Here is a 16,817-nt window from a genome sequence, read left to right on the forward strand (position 1 = left end):
GCTCCATGTGAGACCAGCTCAAAAACGTTGCTGAGCCGTGCCATTCGAGTTCTCGAAGCGCTCCAAAAGCTCAGCGTATATCTTGTCGCCGGGACTGTCTTTGAGCAAGGACCGAAGGGCCGCCTCGTAGACATTTGTGTTGTATAACGGTTCGATATCGTAGTCTTTGGTGTAACCAAACTCGACTACGCTGGATTTCAGCGCGACCATCGCGGTTTTGTCCGGGTCAGGGATGGACTGCGAGTATCCACCGTAAACTTCGGTTTTTATTAGACTTCGGTCGATTTGAATGTACTTGGCAACGTCGTCGATTGTCTTCTCCCGGCTTTCCTGAGAGAACTTGTACGCTTTGATCAGAGCGCGCTCAAACGCTTTGAAGGTATCAGGTTTGGCGGTAAGCGCGGAAGATTCGGCTACCTGGCGGCAGCAGGGTTGATTCAGAAATTCCTCCTCTTGAGAGCAGTAGTAGATCACTCTATACCCCTCGCTGATGGCGCGGGACGCATAGGGGCTGTACACGCTGACGGCGTCGATCTCCGCGCTCAAAATAGCGTTGTACGCGTCTTTCTGACTGTCAAAGTACACTATTGTGACATCCGCTTTGCCTTTCTCGGTTGAATAGGTAAGGCCGGCGTTCGTGAGAAGTATCTGCAGTTCGAGGTCTTGCACGCTGGGCTTTGTCGTAGCCACCCGCAGACCTTTCAGCACGGAGATGTCGATTTCATCATCGCTGAGTCCCTCGACAAATTTTTGCTTCACCACATAGCCGTGGCCATTTGTCATCGCGCCTCCGAAAATGGTGAGCGGCTGTCCCTGGCTCTGGAATGCGATCACCGGGACTGAGCCGATGAACGCGGCATCGAGCTTGCCGGTGGTCAACCCGGCCGCGAGGTCACTGGCACTCGCGAACTGCGTGAGTATAACGTTGAGACTTTCTTCGTTGAAAAACCCTTCCTCGGCTGCAACGAAAGCCAACAGGTGAGCTGTCGAGTTTAGGTGACCGAGATTGAATTTGGTTTGTTCGAGACTGGCGGCCGGCGCACTGGCCGGGACGCGGATCCATTCATACGTGGTAAACGCCACGACTAGCGCTAACATGAGCATGGCGGCAAAAATTTTCTTTTTCATAGGATACACCCTTTCTTATTCGCTGATTTTTGATCCTTCCTTCAGTCATACATGCATGCATTCATTTCTTTAATTTCTTTAATTTCTTCATGCATGTCGGTAAATGGAACGTGGTAAAGTCAACATCGCTCGTCGGGGTACATTCGATAATTCCTCATATCGTGTAATCCTCCTGAATAGTTTTGGCGAATTCCAACTGTTTCAGAATGTGGACTCGAAGCCCCATAAAATCGCCGGAAGCCCGGTCGCGTGGATAATTCATCGGGATATCCAGAATGTTTTTGACGCGCCCGGGGCGAGGCGACATCAGTATGACGCGCTGGCTGAGATAGATGGCTTCGTCCACGTCATGTGTTACCATAATCATCGTACTGCGACGCTCCCGCCAAAGCCTGATCAGCTCGTCCTGCAAAGTCATTCGCGTAAAGTTGTCAAGCGCGCCGAGAGGTTCGTCGAGCAGTACGACATCGGGCGCGACGGCCAATGTCCGCACTAGGGAAGCCCTTTGTCGCATCCCTCCGCTGAGTTGATGAGGATAGCTGCCCGCGAAGCTTTCAAGGTCGGCGAGGTTTAGCCATTCGGCTATTTCGTGTTGTTTTTCCCTATATTGATTGGTGGATTTCAGCGCAAATTCAATATTGCCTCGCACGGTCATCCACGGAAACAGCGTATGTTCCTGAAAGACGAGCCCGCGTCTGGGATTAGGACTCATCACGAGCTCTCCGTCGCAATATATCGTTCCAGAGGTCGCCTTATCAAGCCCCGCGATGATCCGCAGCAAGGTACTTTTGCCACAGCCACTGGCGCCCAGAATTGAAACGAACTCGCCCGGTATGATGCCAGCGTTTATATTATCCAGCGCGATAAGTCCAGTGTCTTTATCACGCTCCTCAAAAACTTTGCTCACTCCCCTGATTTCAATACTCGCGCCCACGTTCCACTCACCACATAACATCTAAAATATATTTAATATATATATTTTATAAAATATATTATAATCATATAATTGTCAAGGCAGAGGCAGAACTCAAATCGCGGGAAAAGGAAAGATAGGCGTCATATGTCTACAGCGCTGCGAGATACTTTCTTCTATAATGTTTTTATTAATGTTTTATTGGTTGATAGGCCTGTTCCGATAGCTTGAATCTCTTATAAAGTTCTAAACTAAGATGACGTAAGATCATGTTTTTTGAGCATTCCGCTTTCAAAACGAATGACGTGATACCGCTTGTTGGTTTTCCAGAAAGCGCAGGCATTGCGCCCTGTGGCTTTGGCGTAATAGAGAGCCTCGTCGGCACGCATCATGAGCTGTTGGGGATGATCTCCGTCATCGGGGCAGATACTGATACCAAAAGACGCGCTAATGGTAATTTCTTTGTCTTTCAAGATCATGGGTTTTTTTAAAGACGCCATTGTGCGGGTTAAAAGTTTTGTGATACTCTGCCACTCATCCTTCCCAAAAGCCAGAATCATGGCAAATTCATCTCCTCCGAAGCGGGAGACCATGTCGCTTTCTCTCAGATTTTTCTGGAGGCGCTGCGCCACTTCCACCAACAGAGTATCGCCCGCGAGATGTCCTAGGGTATCGTTGACGGACTTGAACTTGTCCAAATCTACCATGATAACGGCCAGGTGCGTTCCGTTTCGTTTTGCGTATTCAATGCTGTTCTTCAAATGTTCGTCGAAAAATATCCTATTTGGCAATTCCGTCAAAGCGTCGTGGGTAGCCCGGTGCGAAAAAAACTCCTCGCGTTCTTTTCGGTCCTGAATATCGGCCGTAACTCCGATGATCCGCGTGGGTTCCTGGGTAATGAGGTCTTTGAGTACCATCCCCCGCGTCTGGAACCAGCGGTAAACGCCATCGGCGCAAAGGAGTTTGTGGTCGAGTTCGAAATACCCCGGAGGATTTTCGTCGAGAAAAAAACTCCGGTACAGTTGCAATATTTCTTGGTCGTCCGGGTGAAAGAGTTTCGGCCAATCGTGAACGCCGGGGATGTCTTCCAATCGAAATTTCGTCAGTTCAGCCAGGCGCTGAGAATAATAAGGAAGAGTTTGGTTTTTCAGATTGATTTCCCAAATTCCATCCCGACTGCACTGAACCGCTAGTTTCCATCGTTCCTTTTCCACTCGGAGGCGCTGTTCTGTGTGTTTGCGCGCCTCCACTTCCTGTTGCAGCTCTTCCGTCAAAGCCGTCAAACTTTCCTGTTTATGTCTCAACGCGTCCAGAGTGGTCGAGAGCTGCTCGACCATTGAGTTGAAGGAATCCGAAAAATCTCCCATGAAATCCATACGCTGACTCAAGTCTCCATCCGCGACCCGGCGCGTCAACCACGCCACATGACTCAAATTTGCCTGAAGGGCCTTTAGCGCCCCTCCCATAAAACCTTTGAATTGGATTTTATAAGAAAAATCACCCTTGCGAGCCATTTGTAGAACTTCACGAAGTCCCAGGAGAGCAGTCGTTATCTCTTTCATCGTTTGAGTTTCATCGATGAAGGTAGAAGTTTCGGGTGGCAAAACCGAAGAAAACAAAAGCGCATGATAAAACTTCAGCACCCGATCCCGCTCCTCGGCAGAGGAAACATTCTCGCAAGATGCCGAAGATAAAATGACAGTTTCTTTATTTTCTCTTCCGATTTCCAACTCGCTCTTTCGCTCTCGGTGTTGCTCGATTTAGTCGGCAGCTCTATCCGCCGTGAAGCGGCACGTGCGATCTCCTGTGCACCAGCAGTCTATTTCCTTTACAATATATTGTTTTCCCGAAAAATTTTCGAGAATACCCGCAATGAAACCCTCGTCATAAACGCAGATTTCATAGTCCATTTCCGGCAATCCAGCGCAATCCAAGTCTTCATCGACGGTAAGAATGATTTTTTCCGCCCCGTCCGTCATGGACTCAACACGCAAAACGCCAATTTTCATCTCTTTCAAAACGCTTTGCAATTTTTTAACAAAGTCTCCAACATCATTGTTTCCTGCCAAAAAGTGTTCGGAAAAGGCGATGCCCGCCTTTTTTCCCGCTTCGTAAAAAACCTTGTCCGCCTCTTCCGTCCCGAATCTGGCTTCGATAATGTCTCGCAACGTAAACTGCATCAGGCGATAGATCTCGACGCGCGTAGAATTTCCTAAATTCGGACGTCCCACTTCGAGATTGCCAAGAAGGTCCCACGAAAAAGCATATTTTCTTTCCTCCATCGTTTTCAACGCTCCTTTTCAACGCCAGTTTTGATAAAGGCTTAAACCGCCTCCTTTTATTATTATAGACTAATTATGTAGCATAATTTTTTTCTCATTTGTTACATTTCACAAAAGGGCATCATGAGCTCTCTTGAGGCTGGTTCTCTTCCACAGCGTCGCACAGGCGGGAGGCAGCGCCTTGCGGCCCGGAAAGCGCCAGAAGCTCTTTACGGACGCGAGAAAGTTTTTCCTTGTCTTGCAGAGACGCCGCGATTCGAGCAGCCAGCTCATTGGGAGCGATATTGCCCGTCGCCTCGTCCAGAAGCATCTGGTTCGCGATCCGGTTCGGCCAGGAGATGAACCCGTTGTAGCGCTCCAAATTTCTGCGTATGGCCTGTTCCTTGAGCCATGAACCCATCAAGGGTACCCCCGACAAAAACCCACCGATCCCAGATATGGGGACGGTTCTCAGAAAATTCATAGGGGCGGCGACCAGGGCGGGTAAACCACAGTGCATCATTTCGAGAACGTTGGTTCCTGGTTGGGTCAAGGCATAGTCCGCGCTTCTCATCACCACTCCCGCGCCGGCTCTCAGGGGGTTCAATCCCGCGTTGGCCCAAACGGAAAACTCATTCTCCGGAACAAAGGGCGAAAAAAGGGCGCCGACCTGAATCTGGCCAAGCTGAACCCGCAAGTGCCGAAGAACGGCCTGAAGCCACCCCAGAGACAGTCGCCGGATGTTCGGCCGGCTTCCGGGGAAAATTAACAACCGCGGGGGAGCGTTTTTTTCCTCTTCTTTTTCCTCTTCTTTTTCCTCTTCGCCATGCTCCTTTTCGTCATCTTTTTCTTCGTCCCACTTGAACGTTCCCGTGTCGAGGGCCAGAGAATCCTTAACCAAATCTCCGATGGGTTGCGCTTTTGGCGTTTTAAGGCGCATGTCGATATTCTCCGCCATATAAAAGTAGGCGGTGAAAACCCTGGCGTGCTCCATGCCTTTTTTGAACCCATAGGCGTAACTGATCAACGGAGCCCCCGCGCAATTGGCGATTCGGCGTCCGAAGAGCAAGTCTCCCCCCAATTGCAGGACACAGTCCGTTTTTTCCTGCCCCAAAGCACGCCACGTCCACGCGCTTCCGCTGGGCCCCTCCAGCTTATCGACGCCCAGCCGGGAGGCTACGGTTCGCTCGGATCCCGAAGCGAATTGGCAAGGGAGCAACCATAAAGAAACAGAATGCCCTCGCCGGCGCAACTCCATAACGACAGGCCGAGCCCAACCCCAAAGCTCTCCGGGACCATTGGTCAAGATAGAGACCTTCATGGCTTTTTCACTCCTTCCGGCACATCATAAACCAAAATATCAACGACGCGTTTTTTTATTATCGCTTCCTCGATCACGCGCGCCCAAAACGCTGCGGCATTAACAGCGCCCATGGCATTTTGAGCTATCTCCAAGCGTCGATCAATCTCCGCCTTTTCGGCGGGATCGTCCAGGTAGGCGAGCAATTCATGTACAATGCGCTCCGGCCGCGCGGCGGTCCTCAAAAGCTCAGGGTAGACGGGGCGGTCGGTCAGATAATTAGGGATAGAAATATAGGGAACGCGGACGAGAGTACGCAAGATAAGCCACGAAAGCAGGTTCACGTCGTAAATCACCACCATAAAACACCGCATGAGCATCGCCTCCACGGCCACCGTTCCACTGACGCCCGCCACGGCCTCCGAGACCGCCATCAGGTCACGCCCTTCTCCTTCCCATCGCTCAAACCCCGCGACGCGTTCCAGTAGTTCTCGACGCAAAGGCTCGGAGAGGCCCGGCGCCACGGAAAAAACTGGCAAGAATCCCTGCTCCCCAAGGATCCTAGCCGTTCCCAGCAGACAGTCGATGTGATATTTTATGTCATAGCGGCGGCTGCCCGCCATCAACGCGATCACACGCTCGCCACGATAGCGCCTCGATAGCTCCTCCGGCACGGTATGGCCCGCTAGGTCCGAGACGAGAGGATGGGCTGCCCATTGGGAGTGGACGCCCCGCGCGGTCAGAAAGTCATGTTCAAAAGAAAAAAGCGGAAGACAGAGGTCGAAGTCGTTCCGAAGGATTCGAGTTCGACCCCTGCGCCATGCCCATACCGTGGGCGTGACCAGGCATACCGTGAGTCCTCGATAGCCGACTCGCCGAAGTTTTTTGACAAGACCCAGGTGAAAATCGGGGCTGTCCACCACCACAACCGCGGCTGGATCGCGCCGAAGGACTTCGTTCACGATCCGGTCGCGCAGCTTCAAGATGCGCGGAATAGCCGGAATGACCTCCGTAATTCCCATGAGTTTCAGCTCTTCGTAGCTCCAGATGGCTTCTCCACCCGCCTTCACGCCCCGAGGCCCCATCATGCCCCAAATTTCCTGAGCGTCGCCCCGCGACCGTAAAAACTCCCGGATCAGATCGGAGGCGTAGAGGTCTCCGCTGACTTCTCCACAACTCATAAAGATTGACATGGTAAGCCCCACAGAGCGATGTTGTAACGCTTTGCCAAAGCGAAAGTTTTTTCTACATCGATGATCAACGTCCGGTTTGCTTCCACAGCCAGACAGGTCAACCCCGCTTGAGCCATGTTTTCGATGGTTTCCGGCCCCACCGTGGGAATATCGTATCGGGAATCCTGATCTGCCCGCATCATCTTGACCAACACGCCTTTGGGAACCAGTTCTCCAGCTCGCCGTATGACGGCGTCCGTGCCCTCCATTGCCTCCACGGCCACCACGGCGCCATCCGCCACTATCAGGGCCTGACCGAAAGAGCAGGGCAGTGTCACCTTTAGCACCATCATGCCGTATTCGAAGTCTCGGACCTCGTCTGCCGTGGGCCTCCGATGGCCCAATGCCCCCTCGGAAGCTAAGCATTCGGGCAAAATATGCCAGTAGGGTGACACCGTAATGCCTTCTTCCTCCAAAACATTGACCACAGCCGCCAACAACGAGTGATCATCCCGTCTAGTTCTCGCCAGGAGCTTCAGGATGAGGGGGTCGAATAAAGCCGGAACGTAAATGAGCTTTTTGGGAACCTGGCCCGCTAAAATGACGTTTTGAGCCCCATGCCGCCGAATCTCCTTTATCACTCGGCTCAGGCTGGGATAGCGCAGGCGCACCAGCGGGTCGGAGATGCCTTTGAAAACCTGCCCGTCATCGCGCAAGGTAAGAACAAGAGGGGTAAGACCTTGTGATGCCAAACGCTTGGCGATCTCGACGGGAAGAAGTCCTTCGCCCGCGATGATGGCGCTCTTGGTGTCTAGCATGTTCGCCGGAGACATATCAATCGACCCTCCGTGAGAAGAAAAGCCCCGCCGCTAGAAAAAGACCATTCGGAAGCCAGGCAGCCAGCGCCGGAGACATATTTCCCGCTTCTCCCAGGGCACGGCAAAGGGACATGACCACATAGTAGGCGAAGACGAAGATGACGCTAATCCCGAACCCGATCCCCGAACCAGATCGTCCCTGGCGAGAGGCCCCGAAACTAGCCCCCAGAAGAGCCATGATGACACAAGCCCAAGGCACGGCCAGCTTCAGGTGAAAAAGAACCCAGAGCTGAGAAAGGTTAGTCCCTCCCATACGTGCTTGTTCGATGTACTCCCAAAGTTCGCGAGCGCTCATGTCCACGGGACGCCTGGACGTGCGCTGAAGTTGCTGGGGTGAAAGGTTCAACGCCAGTCTCTGCCGCTCGAAGCGAAAAAGCAGACGAACCTCTCCTCTTTCCAAAACCTCGAAGACCCGACCATTCTCGATCCACCACTCGCCGCCTTTCCATGTCCCGCTCTGGGCTAAAGACGTGCGGACCAGGCGCCCGTCCTCGAACTCATGAAACATGACACCACTCATGATGCCCTTGTCCACATCCAGGTGATCAAGATAAATAACGCGCCGTAACTCTCCGTCACTCTCATCGCGTAAAAAAACCTTTTCCTGGAGGGCAGAGGCTTGATTTTTCAGGATCTCGTATCTCATGAGATTCTCGGCGGCATGAGTAGTGAAGGGTACGACGGTTTCGTTAAAGAGGAGCGCCCCCCCGGCCACCAAGAAAGAGGCCCACATGATCGGGCGCAGTATCCGATAGAAGGACACCCCCAGGGATTTGAGGGCGATCAGTTCGCTGTTGCCTGAAAGTCGTGTCATACCCAAAAGCGTCGAAAGAAGGCAGGACATGGGTAAAGTCATTCCCACCACCTCGGGCAAACGATAGAGAAAAAGCCGCACAACGACCCCCAGGGAAATACCTCTTTCGATCATCAGTTTCGCCGCTTGAAAAAGGAGGTCGCCAGCCACGAAAATCATGGTAAAAATGAGCACTCCAAAGACGAAGGGACCCGATATCTCCCCCAACACGAAACGATCTAAAGTGCGCAATCCTGGAAACGACTTCATCCGCAAGTGATTTTCTCCCTAAAAAACATCAAAATCTCTCAATTTTTTAACGATCCTCATACCGCATCGTTCCCCAGCATAGGACGGGAGCGATAAACGCGAAGTTCATTCCGGTACCGTCCCAGGAAATGGGAAGAAACTCGAACAGAAAGCCCGTCAAGAAATAGAGGCCAATAGCGGCGACAAGAGACAAAAAGACAAGCATCCCATGCGTCGCATTGTTTTCCGCGGGTTGAGCCAGGAAAAAAAAACGTGTAACAATCGGCAGGGGGAGAGCGCAGCAAAAAAGGCGCGTCGTGGAGATAAAAGCCGACACAATCCACGTAAGCGTAGAAGGAGACGACATCACGATCTTTTTCATGAATTCCATATCCAGCGCGCCCACCCATTTCGCTCCCAAAGAAAGACGCATGATCAATTCGAAGAATGCGAACAACAAATAGCTTTTCACGTAATAGCGTAAAAGGCGATCCTGAATCCCCAAGGTGAAAAACTCGTTTTCTTCTTCCTGTTCCTGTGGAGCGTAACTTTGCCTCAACTGCGTGATATCCATATTCAACAGTTCCGCGTCGGAGAAAGAGGCGGGTACTTCCTCCACCAGACCCTCCAGTTCGGGATCTGAAAAAAACGACGGAATCTGCTGAGAGGGAAATGAAGGAGCCACCTTCGCGGGTTGAGTCTGTGACGGCGCCTCTACAGACGTCTGCAAGAGCGAAGCCTCCTGAAGCCGAACTTGGACTTGCGGAGGCGCAGGCTGAACTGGAGTCTGGATCTCCGCGGACTTTTGGTTTACCTGAGCCTGCGAAGGTTCATGAGGCGTTTCCGCCAGCCATGGCTTTGCCACACCGTCTTGTGGGGTCGCGATTTTAGGCATGGGGCCAGAAAAAGCTTGTATCGGAACGAAAGTCGCCATAATCGCGTTATCATAGGCCGTATCCAGTTCTTTTAGCGTCGCAAAAGCACGCACCCATTCCAGAGTCCCCTGCTCGAAGCGATCTATTACGTATTCGCGTTTTTTGTTTTGGTAAGCATCCTCTATTTTCTCGGCGGTCGCGGTTGGCAGAACCCCCAACAAAGTATAACACTTTTCCATGTTCTCCATGTTCAAAATCAGCCCTCCCAATCGCATTTAAGTCAATATGAGTCAATCTAAAGCGTGCTCCTTCGCAAGAATACCACAATCCCCCTCCCGACAGAACAACTCTATATGCTATCGTTATACTGTTATTTTTGTCCCCAAGCGCTTTTCTTAAGCTAGTAAGAAAGCGGGAAGAAAGAGAGGTATCGTGGCACCGTGCACAGCGTGACCGTCATGCCGGAAAACAAAATCCTTTTTTATGAATCGGGAAAAAACCTGCTAACCATTTTGCGGGAAGGAGGTATTTTTGTCGAGAGTTCTTGTGGTGGAGGGGGGACCTGCGGCAAATGTAAGGTGACACTCATTGTTCAAGATCAGGAGGGTAGAGCTCATTCGGCCCAAAGCGACCTCATTGCCCCCCATGAAACCCCCTCAATGAAAAACCCGCTCAGGGCAGAATCGAGCGAGAGGAGGCTTGAACGGTTACAAATGACGCTTCTCTCGGAAGAGTCGGAATCGGAAGAGCCGGAATCGGAAGAGGAGGATTTTCTCTCGAAAGAGGAGGATTTGTCCTCAGCCTCCGGCAATGAGCTGAGACGGCCGTGCCCGAAGGAAAAGACGGCGCGTGTCTGTCTGGCGTGTGTTTTTTTCCCATCGGGTAACTTAACGGTGAAAGTTCCGCCGAAACGACAAAAAGACGAACTTTTTGTTCCCTCACGCTTTTCCGCGAAGCCGAGGAGAACGGAGCGGAAGAAAGCGAGGCGGAGGACGCCGTTGGGTTTAGCGTTGGACGTCGGCACCACCACCTTGGAAGTAGTGCTGGTGGACAGGGAAACGGAAGAGGAACTAGCCAACCGGTCGGCGGTCAACCCTCAGGTCCAATACGGCATGGATATCCTGTCTCGAATTTCTCACGTCATGCGATACCCGAAGGAAGTGCGCGCTATGCAGCGGGTCTTGCTCGAGAAGGTTAACGCGATAACGGAGGACCTGTGCCGAGAGGCCCAGGTGTATTCCTCTTCTATCGACACCGTGGCCGTGGCGGCCAACTGCACCATGCTTCACTTTCTTTTGGGGATTAGTCCCACGTCTCTGGGGACCTTTCCCTTCACACCCGTGTTCTTGGAGAGCCGAGAGCTTCCAGTCCATGAGATCGGCCTGACGGCATTGAGGAGAAACGCTCGTTTGTTTTGTTTGCCCTCCGTATCGGCTTTTATTGGCGCGGATATCGTCGCCGGTGTCTACGCAACAGGACTGGTCCGGAAAAAGGGTAATGTGCTTTTTCTTGACATCGGCACCAATGGGGAGATGGTCTTGTCCCGTCAAGGAACTCTCGTCTCCTGTTCCTGTGCAGCAGGACCGGCCCTAGAAGGCATGAACATCAGTTGCGGGATGCGCGCCGAACCTGGGGCTGTCGAAGACGTTTCCATCGATTATCGAATCGATGATCGAGGCGATTATCGAGGCGCTGTTCAGTTTCAGGTCATTGGAGGCGAACCCCCCGTTGGAATTTGTGGCAGCGGCATTCTCGCCGTCATACGGGAGCTACTTCGCGTCGGGCTTCTTCGGAGGGATGGTTCTTTGCTGACGGAAGCGGAGGTGAAGGCGGAACTACCCTCCGCGAGAGAGGCACTCACCGCTCTTTGCCGTGAAGAAAACGGTATTCCGGCGGTCTGCCTGTTTGGGGACATCGTCGTGACTCAGAAAGACGTCCGTCAGGTACAGTTGGCCAAAGGCGCTCTGCTTTCCGGTTTGCTCGCTCTTTTGAACCAGGCCGGTCTGAGCGTGGAGGACATCGACAAGGTCTTGATCGCGGGGCAATTTGGCGCTCATCTTTCTGTGGAGAGCTTGATGGGATGTGGTATCCTTCCGCATGAACCGTCTTTTGCGGCGGAAAAAGTTGAATACGTTGGAAACACCTCAAAAAAGGGTGCTCTCATGGCGTTGACATCCTCTTCCGCCCTAGCAGAGATGAGCACCCTGGCCCAGAGTATCGCCTATGTCGAACTCGGCGCTACTCCGAGATACGAGGAACTCTTCATGCGATGCCTCGAATTTCCCTAACCTTCCCTATCCTGCCCTTCCCTTCTCTTTCCTTTTCTTCTCTTTCCTTCTCTTTCCTTCTCTTCTTTCCCCTGAGCGTCGATGGTGAAGACGTCAAATATCGCTTTCATGCCGTCGGCAAGGACGGAGAGATTTTCTGCCCCTTTTGCCATGGATTCGGCGGAAGACGCGACGTCTCCGATGCTGTTGTGGATATTTTCGCCTGCCTGAGCCGTGGTTGAAACCTCTTGGGCAATATTGTGCACGGCTCTCGCGATTTCCCCGCTCGACGACGCTTGTTCCTCGGAGACGACCGCCAGGTCCTGCGTAGCCCCGGCAATGCTTCCGAGATAGGTGATCATGTTGCCGATGATTTCTTCCGTCTCGGTGGAAAGGTCTCTCACTTTCTGCGTCGCGTCCAGATTGCTTTTGGAAACGCCGACCGTTTTTTCGAGGTCTTTCGAAATGGTATTGGCCAGAGTGGCGATGTTTTTCGCCGCCGCGTCGCTGTCCTCTGCAAGCTTGCGAACTTCCTCGGCAACCACGGCAAATCCACGTCCCGCTTCTCCGGAGCGAGACGCCTCGATCGCCGCGTTTAGCGCCAGAAGGTTGGTTTGAGCCGCGATACCGCTGATTTGCGCTACAAAATTCTGAATCTGATGTGTCCTTGTCCCCAGTTCTTGAATGCTGTGGGCGGAGTCAGAGACGTCCTGAGCGACCTTTTCGATGTCCTTGACAACCTGCCGCACCGCGTTCATTCCATTTTCACTGGCTTTCATCGCCGCGTCGATCTGTTTTGCGATGTCCGAGCCTTTTTCTGCCGCGGACTGCGCTCCAGACGCGACCGTGTTGGCCGCGATATTGACTTTCTCTCCAGTTGACGCGAGCGAGTTAAGGCTTGATCCCATTTCGTCCACATTGACGCGGACAAGAGCGACCAAGTTCTTCGTCTGCTGCGCCAACGACGAGAAGTGCTTCGCGGTATCGACGATATTGTCGTTCGTCTCCATCGACTCCACATATATGGAACACACGTGTTCCATCATTTGGTTGAGGTGTTCTTCCAGATCACCAAATTCGTCGCGTTCTGTTATCTCTATTCTTTTTGAAAAATCGCCCCCGGCGGCCACCATCGCGAAGCGGTTGATTTTTTTCGCGATTCTGCGTAGGTAGACGGCGACGAAGAAAAGAAAGAGCGTCGCGATCAAAAGACCGATAAGCGGAACAACAGCGCTTCTCGATACAAGGCTAAAGATGCTGTGGGAGATTTCGCTGTTGTCGACCATGAGAACCAATAGCCAGCCCGTTGCCTCGATTTCGCTATAGAACGTGCGCATGGAACCGCCGGCTGTCTCTACCATCGCGATCCCTTTCCTGGTTTGCAATGCCTGATTTCCAAACGCGGCGAGATTCGCGTCTTGTTCCCTGGTGATGGTGTCGTCGATTTTTCTGCTGTCGTCGTAAAAGGTGATATATTCGCCCGCTCTCCCCAGAATGAAAACTTTACTCGTGGTGCCCACGGAAACTCCATCCACGATCTTTTGAATATCCGTCAGAGCCATGTCGCTTGTCGCGACACCCCTCATTTTTCCCGCTTCGTCGAAAAACGGAACCGTCGCGGTGATCATCGTCGCTGTCGTCAAAGGGTCGTAGAACACACTCGACCAGATCGGATCTCCCTTCGATTTGCCACCATTGATATACCACTCTTCCTTGTAAAAATCGACGATATTCTCATAATTCGGCTCGTAAACGGCCTTTCCGCTGCTATCTTTATAAGCGTAGAGACCATAGGTTTCTATATTACTGTAGCAGGCGTAAGGCTCATACCAGATTCCGCCGCCTAACGTATTTTTGTTTAGAAGGATTGATTTCATCAGAAAAAATTTCACCTCGCCCCTGTCAAAGGTGGCGAGGCTACTCGTTTCCGCATAGACCGCAAAGCTTTTAGCGATTTCCGCGTTCTGAGAGAATTCTTTCTGAATCGCTAAGTCCAGTTTTTCCAGAGATTCTTCTATCTTGTTGTTTACCTGGGCATTGATCTGCGACTTCATTAGGCTGTTTATTATCAGCATAAATAGAACCATAGAAAGCGCGATGACCGGAACGACCGAAACGATAATACGTGACATGATACCTTTAAATTTCATAGAATATTCTGATCCTTTCAACGTACTAATACCTACTTATAATGAGTAGATACGTTTCGTCCAGTTTTCCAGCATGGAGATGGAGGCAATCACAAGAGCGAAATGTGTCTCACTCTCTTTTACTGGGTCGGCTTTCCACGCCTCATATTGCTGTCTTCATATTGCTGTCTTCATTTTGCTGTCTTCATTCAGCCCGCCAACGCGCCCACTTATACGCATATTCCTAATTTTCGCAAAAGCGCTTCGAGGGCGGCGGGTTCACTTGCTAGAAGGATGTGGGCGTCAAGAGGGTCAGATTGCGTCCTTCCCTCAGGCATGACGTTCAGGCTCGATTGCGTCACGAGCGCGATGTCTCCATACTGTCCGAACATAGCGGAAACGACGCTCAAAATCGAGCCAAGCATGTCGTGGGTCACGCTTGGCGTGCTGATCCCGCTAACGACTCCCAACAGGGTGTTTACGGAGTTTAGGAAAGAGCCCAATAAAATGTTACCTATCTCGCCCAACGCGCTATCTATCATCTCTTCAGACATGGAGGAGAATTCCATCTGCATTCCAAACTGTTTCAACACGAGCAGCGTCACCAGTTTGTCGACATCCTTTTCTTTGATCAGGAGCATGAAGTTCATGGACGCATCGTTGTCGGATGCCGCGAATACGGCGGTATAACTCGCGTCGGGATTATCGTAGTAGCTGTTCAGTTCGTATATCGATACGAGCTCCGCCCTGGGAACATCAATCTCTACCAAGCATCCTAACATGGCGGACAGCGCAGTCGCAGCATGCCCCGCGCCAATATTACCGATTTCCCGGATCGCGTCGAGGTGCATCTGATTCATCGATTTGAGGTCAAGCATAATTATCCTCCCAACCTTCCTGAGAACTTGTTGCGTCGATTATATTACTCCTACAATTTTCACATATAGTCTAGCATATTATATGCAGAAATAGAAACAGTTAGTTACCTTGATTTCACGGCGTCGAGATATTACATAAGCAAAGTTAATAGTTAAATTATTGGTATTGCTTATTTTAAAGATATTCCCTACAATAAAATCATCATTTTAACTTTTCTCTAAAGTAGTGACCTTGGTATAAAACCCTGTAAAAAAGACTTTAAAAAAGAAAGCTTTTATGAAGGAGGAAAAAATATTATGGCTAAAGATACGGTGGTGTTGAACGGGCTATCTCTTTCCCTTGAGGACGTCGCCAAGGTCGCACGGGAAGGCTGCGAAGCGAAATTGGATCTAGAAGCGGCCGAGGCAGTGGAGGAGGCTGCCGCCCTCGTGGAAACTTGGGCCTCCTCGGATCAAGTGGTCTATGGCATCACCACAGGATTTGGAGACTTGGCCTCCGTCAAAATCTCCCCCAAAGACCGTCGCATCCTTCAGGAAAACTTGCTCCGTAGTCACGCCTGCGGAGTGGGTACCCCCTACCCTGTGGATGTGACCCGCGCCATCATGCTTCTGCGCGTTAATACCCTCAGCCGCGGATATTCTGGAATAAGTCTCGCCACTTTAAACGGACTCGTCAAGCTCCTGAACGCTAACATCCATCCACTGATTCCCCGCCAGGGATCTGTCGGGGCTTCGGGGGATCTGTGCCCCCTGTCGCATTTGGCCATCGCGCTACTGGGCGATGGGGACGCGGAGTACAAGGGAAAGATTATCCCCGTAAAAGAAGCTCTGGCCCAAGAGGGCCTCAAACCCATTGCCCTGGGAGCCAAAGAGGGTTTGGCGCTCAACAACGGTACGACCGTCATGAACGCGGTAGGCGCGCTCGCGCTCTTGGACGCGGAAAAGCTCGCCAAAACGGCGGACATCGTCGCGGCCCTATCTCTGGAGGCCCTCCACGGAGTGCCCTACGCCTACGACGCCCGCACCCATGCCCTACGCGCTTATAGAGGGCAAGGCAACGTCGCCTCCAATATCCGCCGGCTCATCGAAGGTAGCGAAATCATAGAACGCTATAAACAAAACCGAGTGCAGGATGCGTATTCCCTACGTTGCGCGCCTCAGGTTCATGGAGCCAGCCGCGACGCGCTCTCCTACATCCGATCCGTCCTTGAAACCGAGATCAACTCCGTGACGGACAATCCACTGATCTTCCCCAAGGAAAAAGAGGCTTTGAGTGGAGGCAATTTTCACGGACAACCCTTAGCTTTGGCGATGGATTTCTTCGGTATCGCGATGGCGGAGTTCGCCAGCATCTCCGAACGTCGTCAAGCTCGCATGGTCGACGCTTCTCTCTCCGGTCTGCCACCCTTTATCATTGAGGACTGCGGCCTCAACAGCGGCTTCATGATTCCCCAGTACACCTCCGCCGCGCTGGTGTCCGAAAACAAAGTTCTCGCTCATCCCTCCTCCGTTGATTCGATCCCTACATCGGCGAACCAGGAGGATCATGTTTCCATGGGCGGGTACGCCGCCAGAAAGGCGGTCTCCATTTTGGAGAACACCCGCAAAGTTTTGGCCATCGAGATGCTCCTGGCTGCCCAGGCCCTCAACTTCAGTCTTTTATACCTCAAGCCGGGGCGCGGCACTCTGGCAGCGCACAGTTGTATCCGCCGCGTCGTGCCCTACATCCGAAAAGACGAGTATCTTCATCCTCTGATGCAGCGTATCATCGAGCTGACGGAGCGCGGTAGCGTCGTCGAAGCGGTGGAGTCCGAAATTGGGGAACTGGCTTAAATCGACCTGAATTTATACATCCTGAATTTATACATCAAATACTCCCGTGACCGGACGCAGAGCTGTCATTTACTCTTAGCGCTCGGTCAAGCGTTTATGTGGTTATCAAGATAAAACAATTCCTTGACACACTCCCACGAC

Annotated in this window: 13 protein-coding genes; 2 read left to right on the forward strand and 11 right to left on the reverse strand. The window is 52.0% G+C overall.

Features of this window, described 5'->3' with window-relative positions; genetic code table 11:
• Positions 1-18: 18 nt before the first annotated feature.
• From LBJ36_08265 to LBJ36_08305, 9 genes are all read right to left on the reverse strand, one after another.
• Positions 19-1,128, reverse strand: a complete 1,110-nt coding sequence (locus tag LBJ36_08265; GenBank protein ID MDR1379032.1) for an ABC transporter substrate-binding protein — start codon at positions 1,126-1,128, stop codon at positions 19-21.
• Positions 1,129-1,282: 154 nt separating this feature from the next.
• Positions 1,283-2,083, reverse strand: coding sequence for an ABC transporter ATP-binding protein (locus tag LBJ36_08270; GenBank protein MDR1379033.1), 801 nt, complete (start codon positions 2,081-2,083; stop codon positions 1,283-1,285).
• A gap of 209 nt (positions 2,084-2,292) precedes the next feature.
• The gene (locus LBJ36_08275; GenBank protein MDR1379034.1) at positions 2,293-3,684 is read right to left on the reverse strand and encodes a diguanylate cyclase; all 1,392 of its coding nucleotides are present in this window, start codon (positions 3,682-3,684) and stop codon (positions 2,293-2,295) included.
• A gap of 117 nt (positions 3,685-3,801) precedes the next feature.
• Positions 3,802-4,323 carry a 4-vinyl reductase gene (locus tag LBJ36_08280; protein MDR1379035.1) on the reverse strand — a complete coding sequence of 174 codons (522 nt, stop codon included), beginning with the start codon at positions 4,321-4,323 and terminating at the stop codon, positions 3,802-3,804.
• A gap of 121 nt (positions 4,324-4,444) precedes the next feature.
• Entirely contained in the window at positions 4,445-5,623 is a 1,179-nt protein-coding gene (locus LBJ36_08285) for a cdisaccharide synthetase (protein MDR1379036.1), read from the reverse strand.
• On the reverse strand, positions 5,620-6,795 hold the full coding sequence (locus LBJ36_08290) for a lipid-A-disaccharide synthase (protein MDR1379037.1): 1,176 nt from the start codon (positions 6,793-6,795) through the stop codon (positions 5,620-5,622). The genes LBJ36_08285 and LBJ36_08290 overlap by 4 nt, the downstream gene beginning before the upstream one ends.
• Positions 6,780-7,607 (reverse strand): UDP-2,3-diacylglucosamine diphosphatase LpxI, encoded by an 828-nt coding sequence (gene lpxI / locus LBJ36_08295; protein MDR1379038.1) that lies wholly within the window; start codon positions 7,605-7,607, stop codon positions 6,780-6,782. The genes LBJ36_08290 and lpxI overlap by 16 nt, the downstream gene beginning before the upstream one ends.
• A 1-nt stretch (position 7,608) precedes the next feature.
• Positions 7,609-8,715 (reverse strand): LptF/LptG family permease, encoded by a 1,107-nt coding sequence (locus LBJ36_08300; GenBank protein ID MDR1379039.1) that lies wholly within the window; start codon positions 8,713-8,715, stop codon positions 7,609-7,611.
• A gap of 46 nt (positions 8,716-8,761) precedes the next feature.
• Positions 8,762-9,823, reverse strand: a complete 1,062-nt coding sequence (locus LBJ36_08305; GenBank protein ID MDR1379040.1) for a J domain-containing protein — start codon at positions 9,821-9,823, stop codon at positions 8,762-8,764.
• A gap of 186 nt (positions 9,824-10,009) precedes the next feature.
• Between LBJ36_08305 and LBJ36_08310 the strand changes: the two genes are divergently transcribed.
• A complete protein-coding gene (locus tag LBJ36_08310) occupies positions 10,010-11,857 on the forward strand; it encodes an ASKHA domain-containing protein (GenBank protein MDR1379041.1) in 1,848 nt (615 codons plus the stop codon).
• Here LBJ36_08310 and LBJ36_08315 read toward each other — a convergent pair.
• Together LBJ36_08315 and LBJ36_08320 are read right to left on the reverse strand one after the other, a co-directional pair.
• Positions 11,854-13,986 carry a methyl-accepting chemotaxis protein gene (locus LBJ36_08315; GenBank protein ID MDR1379042.1) on the reverse strand — a complete coding sequence of 711 codons (2,133 nt, stop codon included), beginning with the start codon at positions 13,984-13,986 and terminating at the stop codon, positions 11,854-11,856. The two genes, LBJ36_08310 and LBJ36_08315, sit on opposite strands and share 4 nt — an antisense overlap.
• A gap of 209 nt (positions 13,987-14,195) precedes the next feature.
• Positions 14,196-14,843 carry a chemotaxis protein CheC gene (locus tag LBJ36_08320; protein MDR1379043.1) on the reverse strand — a complete coding sequence of 216 codons (648 nt, stop codon included), beginning with the start codon at positions 14,841-14,843 and terminating at the stop codon, positions 14,196-14,198.
• A 297-nt stretch (positions 14,844-15,140) separates the two neighbouring features.
• Between LBJ36_08320 and hutH the strand changes: the two genes are divergently transcribed.
• Complete coding sequence (gene hutH / locus LBJ36_08325) at positions 15,141-16,676, forward strand: histidine ammonia-lyase (GenBank protein ID MDR1379044.1); 1,536 nt, start codon at positions 15,141-15,143, stop codon at positions 16,674-16,676.
• Positions 16,677-16,817: the final 141 nt, after the last annotated feature.

This window comes from Synergistaceae bacterium (assembly GCA_031267575.1).
Lineage (GTDB): Bacteria > Synergistota > Synergistia > Synergistales > Aminobacteriaceae > JAIRYN01.